This is a genomic window from Shewanella mangrovi, from assembly GCF_000753795.1.
In the GTDB taxonomy this organism is placed as follows: domain Bacteria; phylum Pseudomonadota; class Gammaproteobacteria; order Enterobacterales; family Shewanellaceae; genus Shewanella; species Shewanella mangrovi.
In genome coordinates this window covers 210286-227721 of sequence record NZ_JPEO01000002.1, presented here as the reverse complement: position 1 = coordinate 227721, position 17436 = coordinate 210286, and the positions used below count along the sequence as shown (strand labels likewise).

Genomic DNA, 17436 nt, shown 5'->3' with positions numbered 1-17436 from the left:
TGCCTAGTCGGGACGATTCAGACGGCTTTCAATCAAGGTATCAATTACAGCTGGATCTGCCAGTGTGGAAGAATCACCCAGATTCGTAATTTCGTTGGCTGCGATTTTACGCAAGAAGCGACGCATAATCTTACCTGAACGTGTTTTCGGCAAACCGCTAGCCCACTGGATAAGATCCGGTGTGGCCAAGGCACCAATCTCTTTACGCACCCATTGGCGTAACTCTTGGCGCAATGCTTCAGATGGCTCGGTATCCTTGTTCAAGGTGACATAGGCATAAATACCTTGTCCCTTGATATCATGCGGATAGCCCACGACTGCAGCTTCTGCCACCATGTCATGTGATACCAGTGCACTTTCAATCTCAGCAGTGCCGAGACGATGGCCAGATACGTTAATCACGTCATCAACACGGCCAGTAATCCAGTAATAGCCATCTTCGTCACGGCGAGCACCATCGCCTGTGAAGTACATGCCGCGGAAGGTCTTGAAGTAGGTCAACACGAAACGGTCATGGTCGCCATAGACAGTGCGCATTTGGCCTGGCCATGAATCCAGAATCACTAGGTTACCTTCAGTGGCGCCTTCTAAAATTGCACCTGTGTTATCCACTAATGCGGGTTGTACGCCAAAGAATGGACGAGTTGCTGAGCCGGGTTTGGTATCTGTGGCTCCCGGCAGCGGCGTAATCAAAATCCCACCGGTTTCGGTTTGCCACCAAGTGTCGACAATTGGGCAGTTTTCATGGCCAATCACTTCGTGATACCAGCGCCATGCCTCTGGGTTAATCGGTTCACCGACTGAGCCCATTACCCGCAATGAGTCGCCGTTGTATGCACTAAATTGCTCTTTGCCTTCAGCCATCAGCGCTCGAATCAACGTCGGTGCAGTATAGAGAATATTGACTTGATGGCGGTCGATCATTTCGCCAAGACGTGCTGGGCTAGGGTAGTTAGGCACACCTTCATGGATCAGAATGGTTGCCGCATTAGCGAGCGGTCCGTAGACCATGTAGCTGTGGCCAGTAATCCAACCCACATCTGCGGTACACCAATAGATTTCGCCAGGACGGTAGTCAAACACATATTCATGGGTCATTGAGGCATACACCATGTAACCGCCGGTAGTATGCAACACGCCTTTAGGATTACCGGTTGAACCTGAGGTGTACAGCAAGAACAAAGGATCTTCTGCATTCATCTCTTCTGGTTCACAAAACTCGGATGCCGTAGCGGTTAACGAATCCCACCAAACATCGCGGCCTTCGACCCAGTTGATATCGCTACCGGTGCGTTTAAGCACGATAACCTTTTCTACCGTCGTCACATCGGGCTTTGACAAGGCTTCGTCAATGTTACGTTTCAACGGAATTGGACGGCCGCCACGTAAGCCTTCGTCTGCGGTTAGCACCACTTTTGACTTACCGTCTTTAATACGTGATGCAATTGAGTCTGGCGAGAAACCACCAAATACTACCGAGTGAACTGCCCCAATACGTGCACAAGCCAGCATGGCAATAGCAGCTTCTGGTACCATCGGCATATACATGGTGACGACATCGCCACGGCGTACGCCTTGGCTGCGCAGTGCGTTAGCAAATTTACATACTTCGGTGTGCAGTTCGCCATAGGTCAGTTTGCGTTGATCTTTGGCATCATCGCCTTCCCAGATAATGGCCACGGTATCGGCATTTTCAGCAAGGTGACGATCTAAACAGTTAACGCTAGCGTTCAATGTGCCATCATAAAACCACTGGATCGAGAGGTTTTGGTCATCGAAAGAGGTTTGCTTGATTTTGGTATAAGGCTTCATCCAATCGATGCGTTTGCCATGTTCGCGCCAAAATCCATCAGGATTGACTATCGATTCCTGATACATGCGCTTATATTTTTCGTCGTTGATCAGCGCGTTGGAAGCAATAGATTCTGGCACTTTATAAGTCATTGGTTGTGAGCACATAAACACTTCCCATTTCAGTGATGCGTGTCGCAAAAGTATGGTTTGTATGCAGTGTGGCGCTCTATTAGACATTGGTCTATTTATACTTTAGGCTTATTTTTCAAAAGGATAAGAGCTTATTTGGCGTGCTACAATGGGGCGAATTTGCGCTGAGTTGAGCGGCAATCTCAATTATGATTTAGCTGCTAACTTATAGTGTTATAAGCGTTATTTCGTCACGACGCCTTTTAGGGTAGTTTATTGGCTGTAAGAAATTTCAGAATAACAACTAGTTGTATTTTTGAGCTGCAACGGAATTGATAATGAATTTGACCTGGTTGGTGGCGGCATTCGCGCTGTGTTACGTATGTCTTTTGTGTTTATTGGCATGGGGGGCAGAGCGTTGGTTTAGCAATAGCACGAAGAAACTGCAGCACTGGATTTATGCGTTAAGCCTGGCCGTTTACTGCTCATCATGGAGTTTTCTTGGCACCGTAGGGCAGTCGGTCAATGATTTTTGGTCATTTGTCCCGATTTTTATCGGGCCAATCTTGGTGTTTTTATTGGGCTTTGGCTTACTTCGCAAAATGGTGATTGTCTCCAAAGCACAGAACATCACCTCCGTGGCGGATTTTATTGCCGCCCGCTATGGTAAATCACAGCCGTTAGCTGTGTTTATCACGCTCATTGCCATGTTTGGCATCATGCCTTATATCGCTTTGCAGCTTAAATCTATGGTGTTCGCCTTCAATCTATTTCAACCCAAAGGTGAACCACTAAACGGCACGCTGGTAGCGTTACTGATTTCCATCTGGCTGGCGGTGTTCGCCATATTATTTGGTACTCGTAAACTGGATGCGACTGAGCACAACCCCGGCATGATGCTAGCGATTGCCTTTGAGTCGTTAGTCAAACTGACGGCATTTTTAGTGCTGGGCATTGTGGTGGTGTTTGGGGTATTCGGTGGTTTCGGTCCGTTATGGGAACAAGCATCAAGCGCAGGCATTATTCAGGAACCCAATATGCGGCTGGAGTCGATAGTCCCCGATGTATTGGTGGGGATGGCTGCGTTCCTATGTATGCCACGTATTTTCCATGTCATGGTGGTTGAAGCGCAAAACGAGCGCAACTTGCGTAAAGCGCGCTGGGTGTTTCCGCTATATCTGGTGCTGTTTGCGTCGTTTGTTGGCCCTCTGGCGCTAGCGGGTAAACTGCTATTGGGCGACACAGTGACTCCAGATACCTATGTCATTAATCTACCATTGGCGATGGGCAAAGAATGGCTGGCGGTCATCGCGTTGCTGGGAACTCTGTCTGCCGCAACGGGAATGGTGATTGTTGCGGTTGTGACCATCAGCATCATGATCAGTAACGAATGGTTGGTGCCTGTACTGTTACGTACCGGGCAGATTAAGCGGGGTAATTTTGGTCAGTTTTCCACCCAACTATTATATGTGCGGCGTATTTCCATCGTATTAATTCTGGCGATGGGCTATGTGGCCTACCTGAGTTTTCAACATAATGATTCATTGTCGCATTTGGGTATGCTGGCCTTTGGCTCTTTTGCACAGTTAGCCCCGGCATTAGTCGGCGGCCTTTACTGGAAACGCGGCAACCGTTCAGGCGTAATGCTCGGATTAGCGGTCGGCTTTGTGTTGTGGGGCGTGCTGTTGTTCCGTGATGCGGCAATTTCCGGTGATCTGTTTACTCAGGGAATGTCGACCTTCACTGATGTCACGCCCAATATTCACGATATTCTTACGTCCCTCGTTGCTAACTTCATCTTTTATATTCTTGGTTCGGTGTGGTTTAGAGCGGGTGTTGTTGAACGTATTCAGGCCAGTGCCTTTGTGATCCCTGGACAGATGCGTAACAGCGGCAACCGCCGCGCAGTTCAGATCAGCCAGCAAGATTTACTTATTCTAGCCAGCCGCTTTGTTAGCCCAACAAGAGCCTACGAGAGCTTTTCACGCTTTTCTCCTGAAGCCGTTCGCAGTGACAGTTGGCATAAGTCTGCATCGCGAGGCTTGATTAACCACACTGAACATCTGTTGGCCGGGGTACTCGGTGCATCTAGCGCAGCAGTTGTGATGGATTCTGTGCTTGAAGGTCGCGATTTAGCGCTTGATGAAGTGTTCAGTCTGGTGGATGACGCATCATCACAAGTGCTCCTCAGTCAGGATATGCTGCGCGCGGCCATCGAGCACGCCAATGAAGGTATGAGCGTCGTTGATAAAGATTTGAATCTGGTGGCGTGGAATTATCGTTATGAAGAGCTCTATCGCTATCCTAAAGACTTTCTGCAGCCGGGGATGCCGATTGCGAAGGTGATTCGTTTTAATGCCGCTCGTGGCTATTGTGGCGTAGGAAGTATTGATGAGCATGTTGAAAAGCGCCTCAATCATATGCGCGCTGGCTCTGCGCATAGTTCAGAGCGGCAACGTAAAGACGGCAAGGTGATTAAGATCCAAGGAAACCCGATGCCTGATGGTGGTTTCGTAATGACCTTTACCGATATTACCCAATATCGTGAGCAACAAAAGGCATTGCAAGCGTCTAATGAAAACCTTGAGGCGCGGGTACGCGAACGGACTTATGAATTAGCGCTGCTGAATAGCCAATTACTGGAAGCTAAAGCGCAGGAAGAGATGGCGAACGCGTCTAAAAGCCGCTTTTTGGCTGCTGTCGGCCATGACCTCATGCAGCCTCTTAATGCGGCGCGTTTATTTACAGCATCGTTAACCCAACACCCGGATGTTGCGCTCGACGTGCAACAAACATTAAGTCATATCAATGGATCGCTGAAAAATGCTGGCGAGCTGTTAACCGATTTGTTGGATATCTCGCGCTTGGACTCCGGTAAAGTGGATGTGAAACGGCGTGACTTCTCCATCGAAGAGATCCTTTCCACCATGGCGGTGGAATTTGAAGCGATGTCGGGCGACAGTAAAATTCGCTTTGAAGTGGTGTCGTCTAAAGTCACGGTTAACTCAGATCCTGCCTTGCTGCGCCGCATCATTCAAAACTTCCTCACTAATGCGTTTCGCTATGCCAAAGGCGGTAAGGTGCTACTTGGCTGCCGTCATCGTAAGGGAATGTTAGAAATCCAAGTGCTGGATACTGGTTGTGGTATTGAGCCTGAGCAGCTCAAAGCAATCTTCCAAGAGTTCAAACGTATCGACAATCCGCATTCGAAAAGTGCCAATGGCCTGGGGCTTGGGTTGGCTATTGCCGAGCGGATCAGCAAGGTGCTGGAGCATGAAATCAAAGTGTATTCCATTCACGGCAAGGGGTCGATGTTCTCAGTTGCTGTGCCAATTGGCTCAAAGGCGACTGAGCCCAAGTTGAAAAATATGACCGCCGCGGTGAAAACATTAGCCGGTGTGAAAGTATTATGTATTGATAACGAAGAGGCTATTTTGGCGGGGCTTGAGAGCTTACTCACCCGTTGGCAGTGCGATGTTATCTGTGCCAATGACATTGATGATGCCCGCATCAAATTGGGGCTTAAAGGCGTCGCGCCAGATATTGTTTTGGCTGACTACCATCTCGATGACGGTAAGAATGGGGTGGATGCTATGGATGCTATCCGCGCTGCTTATGGCGATACGCTACCGGGAATTCTCATCACCGCCAACACTAATAAGGCGGTGATTGATGATGTCGAACAGCGCGGCTATCACTACATGGCAAAAATGGTGAAACCAGCAGCGCTTAGAGCGTTAATTTCAAGCTTGGTACGTCAGCGTCGATAGTCACTGATTCGGTTGCTTCACTCGCTTGCCAAGGACGGTACATAACACTATAAGTCATAGTCGCGAGCAGCCATGCCATCCACAGGCTTGTGAGGTCGTGGCTGAGAAAGTGTGCGCCACGTAGCTCCTGAGTCGTGGCAAACACGATACCGATGATCACTGCGGGCAACAGCAACTTAAAGCGCCATTCTGGCTTATGCACCAAACCAAAATAATAGAGAGCAACCCAGGCAAAAGCGCCACTGCTATGACCGCCGGGATAGCATTGACCTAACTTAAGTCCGCTATTGAGACTGGCAGGAAATTCCATAAATGGTTTCGTACCGCCAAAGAGTGCTACATCCCAAGGACAGCTAACATTGGTCACTTCTTTGCCGTAACGCACTAACAAAATAGTGCTCGCCACACTAATGATTAGCATTAATAGGCTCTTGCGATAAGGTTTGAGTTTACCTACAAAGTTGCTGGCGATGGCGCTGATAATCAATATCACTGAAGCGACGGTCACGAGATGACGTCCACCATTATGCAGCACGTGTTCAAAAAAAGGATTGTGGCGTAATTGCCAGCCTTCGCCGCCTTCTAATGCAAAAATCCAGCTTGCCAGTTTCAGATCCAGTCCAAAAGAGTTAATCAGAAACAAACCTAAGACACCGAAGATAAAAGGGACTAACAATTGCTGTGAACACCACTGAGTGGCGTTGGGATGGCGATTTAACATTGATGGTCTTCATGCATTCACATTTTGACACAAAGTCTGATAAGCAAAAATTAAGGTTTTCTTAAGCAAATTGGTTATTTGTTATGCCGTGACTTTAGTTATGGCGCTTTAGGTGCTTGCGGCACCTTGTCGAAGATATTTTGCGTGGCCTACGTTCGATTTTTCTTTTATTCGCCTTTAGTGTGCCTTGCCCCATCAGTGCTTGAATTCGACCGATTATTAACTAGGTTTAAGTCTGAATGCATAGGAGCAAAATGGCGAATTGCTGCTATCAAAGATTTTGAATGAGGTGAGGGAGCATGGAAGAAGAGCTATTTCAATTCGCGCAAGAGGCAGAGACCACCACCTCCTTCCAATTATATGGGACATGGAAAGTTCTCTCTGTCGAAGACGACCAAAACTATCAGGCAAGTCTGATGCATACCTTGAACGGCTACTATATCAAAGGTCGTCCAATTCAAATGCTGACGGCCGACAATGCGGTTCAGGCAGCAGAAATCATCGCATCCACTCCCGATTTAGCCGTCGCTTTATTAGACGTGGTAATGGAAGACGACGAGGCAGGCTTACGCTTAGTTAATACCATTCGCCAAGTGCTTGGTAATGATACCTTGCGGGTGATTTTACTGACCGGGCAACCGGGCATGGCGCCGTTTGTTGATGTCATGCAGCAGTATGATATTGATGAGTACTGGCAAAAAACGGAGATTTCTTCCGATAAAATTCGCAGTGTGGTGGCCGCGAATATTCGCACATGGCACGCCTATTGTGAGCTGGAGAATGCACGCAAAAGCTTAAGTTTAGTGGTAGAAGCATCACGCGAGCTATCGCGCCTCGGAGACGTAAACTCTTACGCTAATTTGTTGCTTCAAAAAGTGCGTGAGATTCTCGATGCGTCCGTTGGCGGAATTATCTGTGCACAGGAAGATACGCATCAGGCTACCGAACAGTACAAGGTGATTAGTTGCTCAGGAAGTTTTACAACAATCGCTGGAAATCAACTCAAGACGCTTGGGGATATTCCCGATAATTATCTTGGCGGGCTAACGAGTTTGATTAAGCAATGTCAGATGCAACGGCGACACCAATTCTTAGATAAGCTTAGTGTATTATTTTTTGCTACCGATAAAGCGGAAGGTGAAAGCAACTTTATTATGGTGGTGGAATCACTAAGACCATTAAGTGCCTACCATATCAACCTGTTGCAAGTGTTCAGCGAAAACGTCAGTAATGGCTTTAATAACATTCTGTTGTGCAATCGCTTATCAGAATTGGCCTATTACGACAGCGACTTAAAAATTCCCAATCGCGCATGGCTGTTACGTTTTATCGATAGTCTTACTGAGCAAGAACGTCAGGATGCCGTGCTACTGGCCTTCACCATCCGTGATTACCATGACTTAGTGTTGAGTATTTCAGGGGAATCATTCAGCAGCGTTTTATATCAGTTTTATCTGGCACTGAGCCGCGTTGTGGCCTCAGATCGTCATATTGCCCGCGTCAATGATGACTGTTTTACGGTCATGTTGAGCAGGTCTGATCTGCAGGATAGGCGACTTATTTCTGAACTCGATCACTTTAAAATTATGGCTGACCGGATTCAATTACATATTGAGGTTAATTCGGTACTGATGGAGCTTTCGTTGCTAGAAAATAGCAATGCACAGGAGGTGTTCCATTTACTTAGCTCGACTATTCAGTATGGACGTAAAACTGGCGCACAGTTTATTGAGTACTCTCCCGAAATGCGCGGAAATATCGTGGCGCGACATCAGTTATTACAAGGGTTAAACGAAGCAATCGATAGTGGCGAGCTGTTGTTGGTGTTTCAACCTAAGGTGCGCTTACGTGATTTAGCGGTATGTGGTTTTGAGGCACTACTGCGTTGGCGTAAAGCCAACGGTGACTTAGTACCGCCGGGGGCTTTTATTCCCGTTGCTGAGATGTCGGGATTAATCAATAAAGTGGATCACCATGTTTATGAACTGACCTTGGTGGCACTCAAACAGTTAATCGATGCGGGCATAGCACTGCCCGTTTCGTTCAATGTGACGGTATCGGATTTGGAGGATGATGCGTTTGTCGACGAGATGCTTTCATTCGCTATTGAAAGTCCGTCGCAGGCCAAACTACTGGAGATTGAAATTACTGAATCACAAGCCATGGATGATTACCAACGAGTGGCACCGGTGCTAAAACAGCTTATGGGCTGTGGAATCGGGGTGAACATCGATGACTTTGGTACCGGCTATTCATCACTGAAACATATTACTGAGTTGGGGGCGACCCATTTGAAAATCGATCGCGCCTTTATTGACGCTATGATGAAAAATAGCGCCGGTGAAGATGTGGTGGAAGTCATTATTAAACTGGGGCAACGCTTTAATTTTACTGTGATCGCGGAGGGCGTCGAAACCGAAGCTCAACGTAAAAAGTTGCTGCAGTTAGGCTGCGAGATTGCGCAGGGCTATCTGTTTGCCAAACCAATGGAACTCTCCAGTTTGCTTACATGGTTAAAAGATAAGACATTTGCCTAGTGCACTAGGCTAAGGAAAGCGATGTTCACAGGGATTGACGGTAAAGGGCGAGTGCGGTTAAACAGTCTGGTGCTGTTGATCGCCGTACTGACGCTCGCAGTGTTATCAGCGTTGTTAATCTACAATATTCAAGTCTCTGGTAAAAATCGCAGCTTAATTGCTAAGCAGAGTGATGTGGCGCATCGTACAGGACTGATGGTGGTGCAAGAGCTGGGCGAGCTCGAAGATTTTATTCGCATGTTGTCCATTAATGGTGTTATTCAACAGAGTCTCGCCATTGATAAACCGTTCAATAGATTTGCGATGCAAGATGAGTTTTCGAAGTTAGGCGAACACATCGATAATTTGCTGCAAGTACGATGGCTCGATGGACAAGGTAATGAACAAGTGCGCGTGGACGTTGAAGCGCAGCGCGCCTTTATCATCGACAGGGATGAGCTGCAATATAAAGGTGACCGTTACTACTTTCAGGAAGGAATGACAGTAACGCCGCCGTTAGTGTATCTCAGCCCCATAGATCTCAATGTTGAACACCAACAAATTGTCATCCCGTTTGAACCCACTGTACGTATTTCTCTGCAAACAGGCGCAGGTGATGGTTTACGCAAAGGGCTATTGATCATCAATTACAATCTCGGACCTCTGTTAGCGCGAGTGGCCAAACTTTCAAATGCGGAAACACAAGTCGAAATCACCAACGAGGCGGGGTATTGGCTGGTGAACCCCAACGACGAGAAAAAATGGGGGCTCGATCTTGCTAACCCCAACATGAATATTTCCCAGCTAAATCCATTGCTGTGGCAACACATGACCCAAGCTAACTATTTTATCGGCCAGCAAATTGGCGCTCGCCTGATCAGCTATCAACTCGAGAGTTTAACCAATACAGGTGGAGTATGGCCGGACCGAAAAGTGAATATTGTGGTGTCGACCGATGCAGCTATTGTTAAAAGTGTGCAACAGCAGGCGAGTTGGCCCGCCATCATTGCCGGCGGCATCATCTTTGTTTTAGGACTTGGGTTTGTGGTGCGCGATTATTTCAGCCGTATGTCGATTTTGGCACTGAGTAATAGATTAAAAGAGGATCGCGACGCATTAGCTGCGATGAATCAGCGTTTGGATACAAATCTAAGGCAGATGAATTTAATCAAAGACGATCTGGCGGAGTCTAAGCGTTTGTCGTCACTAGGGATGATGGTGGCGGGGATTTCTCATGAAATGAATACGCCTGTCGGCGGAGCGATATTAACCGTCTCTGAAATTAAACAGGAATATCAAAAGTTACAGGTGTCACTGCAGCGCGGTCTGACCCGCAAAGTTCTTGATGACTTTATGCAGCACATGCAAGCGAGTATCGAATTAACTGAACGCAATCTTACTCAAGCTAATACCATAATTCAGAGTTTTAAACGGTTGACGTTAACACGGGTAGAGGACGAATTTATCCAAATACCGCTGAAGCAGTTAGTTGATGATATGGTGCGTGGTTTAATGCCATTAATCAAAAAATCCAATGTGGTCGTGTCGGTTGATATTGACGACAATGTGCGTGTGTTGTCGCAACCTGGCGTGCTGTCGCAGGTCTTGCAAAATTTGCTGCTCAATGCGGTAGAACATGGTTTTAATGAAACCATTCATGGACATATTAGAATCCGTTATCGGAGTTTGTTACGTCATCATGCCATTAGCGTCATCGACGATGGTTGCGGCATACCAGAGCATTTAATTGAGAGTTTGTTTGACCCGTTTGTTACCACGCGCCGCGATAAAAAGCACACCGGGTTAGGGCTTCATTTAGTGTTTCAATGGGTCACCCAATGTTTGTATGGTGAAATTAAAGTGGAACGCCTAAAAATCGGTAGCAGTTTTGAGATTTCCTTGCCAGTCGATCCGGTGCCCTATGCGCAGGCTCATGCACGCGATAGATAACACGGCCGCAATGGCGACCGTGTTATTGGGGGATCAGTGATATCTAGCCTGCTGCTCTGCTAACGCTGATAGCGATTCAATTAACTGCGTTTCTTGCTCAATCGTCAGCATCTGCTGGTGGATCTGATCTGCTTTCTCGACATCTTCTTCGGCGAGCTCCGCGGCTTCTTTGGAACTGTTCGACAAATCGCTTAACTCAACACTGAGTCGTTGCGAATCGTGTTCAATGGTGGTCAGCACCTCGTTGATGCTTTCTGTGGCGCCGGAAATGCCTTTAATCGAATTCGACACACTATCAATAGTTTCAGCCGTTTCCTTCACACTGGTTTGTGTCCTTTGTGATAGCGCTCTGACTTCATCTGCTACCACGGCAAAGCCGCGACCCGCTTCGCCAGCGCGTGCAGCTTCAATCGCGGCATTCAAGGCTAGCAAGTTAGTTTGTTCGGCGATACCACTTATCGATTGGATAATATTGACAATCCTATCCGCGCTGTTTCGTAGCTCGACCATGCCGCTAGTCAGGCTTTGGCGCTGAGCTTGTTGCTGGGTTATTTGCTGCATGAACAGGGTAAACTGCTCGCCTAATTCGATTTGGCGCATAGCTGATTCATTCGACTGTACCGCGATAAATTTAAGTTGTTCTGTGGAGGCCTGAAGCAGAGGATGCACTTTGGCCATCTGCGAAATCAGGTTTTGTTGCAGATGATTAATACGCTCTAGACTGACCTGACGGGTACTCAGGTGGTAACTGGAAAACGACGCGAGATAGAAGGGGTAGTTATCAGCGTATTCATCAAAGTATTTGCTACCTTTGGCCACCTCAAAAAAGGCAACTGCAGTAATGGTCTGATTTTGATGCACCCCCAGAAACTCACCAAAGGTGGAGAAACCAGACAGACAAACGCCGGTGAACGCATTCACTTTGCTGAGGCTACTGCTGTTATTAAGACGTCGTAGAATACAGTCGTTGGCAATCATAGCCACAGGTTTTCCAGGCTTTCCTTGCATAAACTTTTGATAGTCTTCGGTGGTCGCCTGAGTAAAGTCCCGCGCTTTGACCAGCAGTAGTTTTTCCCCAAAGGCCATGTCACTGAAAAAGGTGATGCTGCCATCGTCATTAATGGTGGCAACTGAACGGATATAGATATTTTTCTCAATCTCTACTCCGAATGAATGGCTGTTGAGGCGCTCATTCAACTGGGCTGGACTGCACTTAAAGTGCTTCGTGAGCGCATCTACCGGCGTAACAATATTCATTTGGCTGTCTAACACGCTGTGTAGCGTCCGCGTCAAAGGGTCGAAACGGGCGACGTCAAAACTGGTGCCAGTAGGTTGGAAGTTATGGCTCTTTAAAATGCCGAAGCGATAGCCTTCCGCAATCTTACAAAAACACACCAAGGCGCGATTAGGTTGAACTTCTCCGTTTATCGCGATATCCGCCGCTTTAAAATCGAGCTTACCACCCGCACTACCGCCGATAAAATAGCAGGGAAAGCGGCGAATTTTATAGAGTGCCTGAGTAAAGAAATCTTCGCTGGCCGTGAGACCGTCGAAATAGGTTAGGGCTAAGGTACTTTTACTGCCAATATCAAATGGCACTTGTAATTTGTTAAGTTCGTTGGCGATTTTTTCGATGCGTTGTTTTGGAGACAGACTCGCCTTGCCAGCTTTAATGTCGTCACTATACAAGGGAACGGAATGCACGGACATGTGGCTGATGATGTGTTTGGAAAAGGCATGTAGCACTATGCCATCCCAGCTGGTTGGTGTGTCGTGGTAAAGCTGATGACCACCACCCAATTCGCCCGCAGTCATAATCGAAATCAGTTGTTCAGCGTACGGCATTGCTTGCTTTAATTTTCGGCTTACATTGGCAAAGTCGCAGTGCGGCGAAATATAGGCAATCACTAACGCGGTACCGCCATCTAGTTTGAAATCGGCTAGCGCTGCTTCATTGATCTCTTGGCTTGATATGGTGCGGCTAATGGAGATGGAGAGTGGTGATGATTTCGCACTAGGTTTTGTTTTATTTCGCCCAAAAAACATAGCAAATGACCTCGACTGACAAAGCACTTTGTAAAGTAGCTTATGTTGATACGGCGCTATTTTATTGAATTAATTCTAAATAGCTGGCCAATTGAATATAGTCAGTCATGCAGCATTACGCACAGTTACAAGAGAGTTTGAGCACTAAACTTTAGTGTTATTCGAGAACTTGTAATCTTTTGTGCTTTAAGCCTTTTTCTAAATGCGTCAGTAACATACTGACTTTCGGGGAAAGATGACGATTGTGTGGGTAGAGCCCCCAAACACCTTCTGAAGGACCGCGGTACTGACTGAGTACCTCGACCAGTTTCCCTTGTGCCAGCTCTTGTGCCACATAGTAATCTGGCAGCAGTGCTAATCCTAACCCCTTACGTACCGCATCTAACACGCCCATGCCCGAGTTACACACATAATTTCCGCTGACTTTTATCTGCTTTTCCGCGCCATTTTCACTCATACGCCAATAGGGTGTATTACCGACTAAGCAGTTATGTTGAGTTAACTCTGAGAGTGTATGTGGGGCGCCATAGTGCGCTAAATACGATGGTGCGGCACATACATAATTGCGGCGGCTGGCTAAGCGTTTCGCGATAAAAGAGGAATCGTCTAGTTTCCCGAGGCGAACGGCGAGATCGATACCATTTTCGATAAGATCGAGGGTTTTGTTGGTGAGCACAATTTCGATGGTCAATTTGGGAAATTGCAGTTGGAAGTCGTTGAACAGTGGTACCAGAAACTGCTCACCATAAGTGACGGGCGCGGTTACTCTTAGCTGCCCCTGAGGTTCACGTTGCAATGAACCTAGCGCCCGTTCGGCTTCCTCAATGCCATCCTGCAGGGTGCGGCAATGGCGATAATACAGCTGGCCTTCGTTAGTTAGGCTAACCTTTCTGGTGGTGCGGTAAAACAGCTTACTGTTAAGGCGCCTTTCTAGTGCGGCAATTTGGCGGCTGACTTGTGCTGAAGAGATCCCCAGTCGCGCTGCAGCAGCGGTGAAGCTTTGCAATTCGGCGACAGCGATGAATTCTGGAAGACCATTCCAAGGGTTCATTATTACATCTGTGTAAAAGTGTATTGTTGAAAAGCTAGATTATCACCATGAAGGAAGTAATTACAATGTTTTGCGAGTTAATCACAAGCTGAAGGAATCAGATAATGACTGAAAAGTTTATCAAGTCTCGCGCTGCAGTAGCGTGGGCAGCGGGCGAACCGTTAAAAATTGAAGAAGTAGATGTAATGATGCCAAAAGCTGGTGAGGTTTTGGTGAAAATCATCGCCACCGGTGTTTGTCATACTGATGCTTTTACCTTGAGCGGTGATGATCCAGAAGGTGTGTTCCCGGCGATTCTTGGCCACGAAGGTGGCGGTATTGTTGAAGCGGTTGGCGAAGGCGTAACAAGCGTTGAAGTCGGTGATCATGTAATCCCACTGTACACCGCTGAATGTGGCGAGTGTAAGTTCTGTAAATCTGGCAAAACCAACCTGTGTTCTGCGGTACGTGCGACCCAAGGTAAAGGTTTAATGCCTGATGGCACTACACGTTTCTATAAAGATGGTAAGCCAATTTTCCACTACATGGGCTGCTCGACTTTCTCTGAATACACAGTATTGCCAGAAATCTCATTGGCTAAAGTGAACAAAGCGGCACCGCTAGAAGAAATCTGTCTGCTCGGTTGTGGTGTGACCACAGGTATGGGCGCCGTTATGAACACCGCGAAAGTGGAAGAGGGCGCTACCGTTGCTATCTTCGGTCTGGGCGGTATCGGTCTGTCTGCCATTATCGGCGCGACTATGGCGAAAGCTGGCCGCATCATCGGTATCGATTTGAACGAAAGCAAGTTCGAGCTGGCAAAGAAACTGGGTGCTACTGATTGCATCAATCCAAAAGATTACGACAAGCCAATTCAAGATGTGATCATCGAATTGACTGATGGCGGTGTGGATTATTCTTTCGAATGTATCGGTAACGTCAATGTAATGCGTTCAGCGCTAGAATGCTGCCACAAAGGCTGGGGCGAGTCTGTCATCATCGGTGTTGCTGGCGCTGGTCAGGAGATCTCAACGCGTCCATTCCAACTGGTAACAGGTCGTGTGTGGAAAGGCTCAGCGTTTGGTGGTGTTAAAGGCCGTTCAGAGCTGCCTGGCATAGTTGAACAGTATCTGGCTGGTGAGTTCAAATTGGACGACTTCATCACTCACACTATGCCTTTAGATGATATCAACGAAGCATTTGAGTTGATGCACGAAGGTAAGAGCATTCGCAGCGTCATCCACTACTAAGATAGGAGCGCTGATAATGGAAAATATCAGTAGCAACAAAATGTTTGGTGGCTGGCACAAGCAGTATACTCATAACTCGAGTGTACTGAATTGTGAGATGCGCTTTGCGATTTTCTTGCCACCACAAGCGAATGATAAGCCGGTGCCAGTGCTGTATTGGTTGTCAGGATTAACCTGCACCGATGAAAACTTTATGCAAAAAGCTGGGGCACAGCGCGTGGCTGCGGAATTGGGCATGGCGATTGTCTGTCCTGATACCAGTCCCCGCGGTGAAGGTGTACCAGATGATGCGCATGCTGCGTATGATTTTGGTCTGGGCGCAGGTTTTTACATCAATGCGACAGTTGAGCCATGGGCCAAACATTATCAGATGTATGACTATGTGATAGATGAACTGCCTAAACTTATCGCACAGCATTTTCCGGTTACAGAACAAAAGGCGATTGCAGGGCATTCAATGGGTGGCCACGGTGCTTTGACTATCGCGCTGAAAAATCCAGGTATGTTTGTTAGTGCTTCTGCGTTCTCGCCAATCTGTCATCCAACGCAATGTCCTTGGGGACAAAAAGCGTTTGAAGGCTACTTGGGGTTGGATCGTGAGCAGTGGAAACTACATGATACTGTCGAGCTGATAAAGTCGGGGGCGACACCTTTGCCAATGAAAGTTGACCAAGGTGAAGCTGATAACTTTTTGGTTGAACAGTTGATGCCTGAAAGTCTGGTCGCGGTTGCCGCGCAGTCAGACTTTCCACTGGATTATCAGAGTCATCCCGGTTATGACCACAGCTATTTCTTTATCGCCAGCTTTATTGAAGAGCATTTGCGCTTCCATTGGCAATATTTATAGCCTAATAAAAAACGCCCCTAAATAGGGGCGTTTTTTATTTAACCGATTTCGACTTTATCCATATCGAGTTGCTGCAACGCAATAACGGCCTGAGTTCTATTTCTCACGCCTAGTTTTCTAAAAATCGCTGTTGCGTGAGCTTTAATGGTTGCTTCAGACACACCTAAATCATAAGCGATCTGTTTATTCAGCATCCCCTCTGCAAACATCTGAAGCACCTTATATTGTTGCGGTGTTAATTCAGATAATTTACCAGCAATCTTTTCAGAGCTACCTTCGTCGTCAATATCCACAAGTTCAACACCTTCGGGCAGCCAAATGTCCCCCATTAACACATCATTAATGGCTTCTGAAAATGTTTCCATGGACGCTGACTTAGGAATAAAGCCCGCGCTACCATAGTGAATTGCTTTACTAATAGTAGTGCCGTCTTCATGGGCGGAAATAACAATAACGGGTAGTTCAGGAAAATGTGAGCGCAAATGAATTAAAGTAGAATACCCATGAGAACCAGGCATTTGCAGATCAAGTAACACTAAATCGCACGCTTGCCCATCACTCTCGAGTAATTGCTGTAGTGCATCAGCACTATCTGCTTCAAACCATGCTGTATTAGCAAACGCTGGCGACAAGGCTTGTCTCAGCGCACTTCGAAATAAAGGATGGTCATCAGCAATAATAATTTTTAAGTTTTCTGGCTTCATGGCATTTATCGTATGTTGTTCTGCTCATTGAAGGGATTTCAATGTAACAGAAAAATGCAGCTATATCCTATTGGTTTTCGAGTGATTTGCACAACTTTCACTCGACATGCCCTAAGACTTTAGTCGAGATTCACAACCATTAAAAGCCATTCCGTAAATTTAATTAAGTGCAGGCAGTTCAAATAAATTGTCAGACAACACTTTGGTTGGCTTTCTCTCTTTATCTACGGCAACCATGGTAAACACACCTCTAATGGCGTGTTCGCGATGATCTTGGTTCATATCTTCAACATATATATTAACTTCAACTTTCATCGAAGTATTACCAACGTAAATCACGCGAGCAATTAATTCTGCCATAGTGCCTGCAGGAATGGGTTTTTTAAAATCAATTTTGTCTGAGCTGACCGTGACCGTTGGTTTACGACAAAAGCGAGTTGCCGCAATAAACGCAGTTTCATCCATCCACGCCAACGCTTCACCACCAAACAGCGTGTTATGGTTGTTCAAAATAGCGGGGAATACCGCTTTAATGACGCGTGACTCCGACATATCCATACGTTGACGAATCACATCTTCACGGTGAAGATCGAGAGATTCAGCCGTTGTGGCGCTTGCTGCACTCACTGCACTGTCCAACATTTTTTGAGGTCCTTATCAGGATGAGTAAAACTGTGAT

10 protein-coding genes and 1 pseudogene are annotated in these 17436 nt (G+C 46.9%); 5 read left to right on the top strand and 6 right to left on the bottom strand.

Annotated elements, in window-relative coordinates; translation table 11 throughout:
* Nucleotides 1-3 precede the first annotated feature (3 nt).
* Complete coding sequence (gene acs, locus HR45_RS03510; RefSeq protein WP_037439777.1) at nt 4-1959, bottom strand: acetate--CoA ligase; 1956 nt, start codon at nt 1957-1959, stop codon at nt 4-6.
* A 302-nt stretch (nt 1960-2261) separates the two neighbouring features.
* Between acs and HR45_RS03505 the strand changes: the two genes are divergently transcribed.
* On the top strand, nt 2262-5693 hold the full coding sequence (locus HR45_RS03505; RefSeq protein WP_037439775.1) for a hybrid sensor histidine kinase/response regulator: 3432 nt from the start codon (nt 2262-2264) through the stop codon (nt 5691-5693).
* Here the strand turns inward: HR45_RS03505 and HR45_RS03500 are convergent.
* Nucleotides 5653-6414, bottom strand: a complete 762-nt coding sequence (locus HR45_RS03500) for a phosphatase PAP2 family protein (RefSeq protein ID WP_052074461.1) — start codon at nt 6412-6414, stop codon at nt 5653-5655. The two genes, HR45_RS03505 and HR45_RS03500, sit on opposite strands and share 41 nt — an antisense overlap.
* 299 nt (nt 6415-6713) lie before the next feature.
* On the opposite strand from HR45_RS03500, the gene HR45_RS03495 reads away from it, so the two are divergent.
* Both HR45_RS03495 and HR45_RS03490 read left to right on the top strand, forming a co-directional pair.
* Nucleotides 6714-8951 carry an EAL domain-containing protein gene (locus tag HR45_RS03495; RefSeq protein WP_037439774.1) on the top strand — a complete coding sequence of 746 codons (2238 nt, stop codon included), beginning with the start codon at nt 6714-6716 and terminating at the stop codon, nt 8949-8951.
* Nucleotides 8952-8972: 21 nt separating this feature from the next.
* Nucleotides 8973-10880 (top strand): sensor histidine kinase, encoded by a 1908-nt coding sequence (locus HR45_RS03490; RefSeq protein ID WP_037439773.1) that lies wholly within the window; start codon nt 8973-8975, stop codon nt 10878-10880.
* A 138-nt stretch (nt 10881-11018) separates the two neighbouring features.
* Here the strand turns inward: HR45_RS03490 and HR45_RS19695 are convergent.
* Both HR45_RS19695 and HR45_RS03480 read right to left on the bottom strand, forming a co-directional pair.
* Nucleotides 11019-12926, bottom strand: a pseudogene (locus tag HR45_RS19695) (methyl-accepting chemotaxis protein); the annotation flags it as partial.
* 157 nt (nt 12927-13083) lie between these two features.
* Entirely contained in the window at nt 13084-13977 is an 894-nt protein-coding gene (locus HR45_RS03480; RefSeq protein ID WP_037439772.1) for a LysR family transcriptional regulator, read from the bottom strand.
* 104 nt (nt 13978-14081) lie between these two features.
* Here HR45_RS03480 and HR45_RS03475 point away from each other — a divergent pair, with 104 nt between their 5' ends.
* Both HR45_RS03475 and fghA read left to right on the top strand, forming a co-directional pair.
* Nucleotides 14082-15206: an S-(hydroxymethyl)glutathione dehydrogenase/class III alcohol dehydrogenase gene (locus HR45_RS03475; protein WP_037439770.1), complete on the top strand. Its 1125-nt coding sequence runs from the start codon at nt 14082-14084 to the stop codon at nt 15204-15206.
* Between the two features lie 10 nt (nt 15207-15216).
* Nucleotides 15217-16053, top strand: a complete 837-nt coding sequence (gene fghA / locus HR45_RS03470; protein ID WP_037439768.1) for an S-formylglutathione hydrolase — start codon at nt 15217-15219, stop codon at nt 16051-16053.
* A gap of 38 nt (nt 16054-16091) precedes the next feature.
* On the opposite strand, the gene HR45_RS03465 is transcribed toward fghA, so the two are convergent.
* Nucleotides 16092-16757, bottom strand: a complete 666-nt coding sequence (locus HR45_RS03465) for a response regulator transcription factor (protein WP_037439766.1) — start codon at nt 16755-16757, stop codon at nt 16092-16094.
* 159 nt (nt 16758-16916) lie between these two features.
* Complete coding sequence (locus tag HR45_RS03460; RefSeq protein ID WP_241461059.1) at nt 16917-17315, bottom strand: acyl-CoA thioesterase; 399 nt, start codon at nt 17313-17315, stop codon at nt 16917-16919.
* Nucleotides 17316-17436 lie beyond the last annotated feature (121 nt).

Bases quoted from the DNA above. Each gene is read 5' to 3' on its own strand.
- acs (WP_037439777.1), bottom strand. From the start codon at position 1,959: ATGTGCTCACAACCAATGACTTATAAAGTGCCAGAATCTATTGCTTCC.
- HR45_RS03505 (WP_037439775.1), top strand. From the start codon at position 2,262: ATGAATTTGACCTGGTTGGTGGCGGCATTCGCGCTGTGTTACGTATGT.
- HR45_RS03500 (WP_052074461.1), bottom strand. From the start codon at position 6,414: ATGTTAAATCGCCATCCCAACGCCACTCAGTGGTGTTCACAGCAATTG.
- HR45_RS03495 (WP_037439774.1), top strand. From the start codon at position 6,714: ATGGAAGAAGAGCTATTTCAATTCGCGCAAGAGGCAGAGACCACCACC.
- HR45_RS03490 (WP_037439773.1), top strand. From the start codon at position 8,973: ATGTTCACAGGGATTGACGGTAAAGGGCGAGTGCGGTTAAACAGTCTG.
- HR45_RS03480 (WP_037439772.1), bottom strand. From the start codon at position 13,977: ATGAACCCTTGGAATGGTCTTCCAGAATTCATCGCTGTCGCCGAATTG.
- HR45_RS03475 (WP_037439770.1), top strand. From the start codon at position 14,082: ATGACTGAAAAGTTTATCAAGTCTCGCGCTGCAGTAGCGTGGGCAGCG.
- HR45_RS03465 (WP_037439766.1), bottom strand. From the start codon at position 16,757: ATGAAGCCAGAAAACTTAAAAATTATTATTGCTGATGACCATCCTTTA.
- HR45_RS03460 (WP_241461059.1), bottom strand. From the start codon at position 17,315: ATGGATATGTCGGAGTCACGCGTCATTAAAGCGGTATTCCCCGCTATT.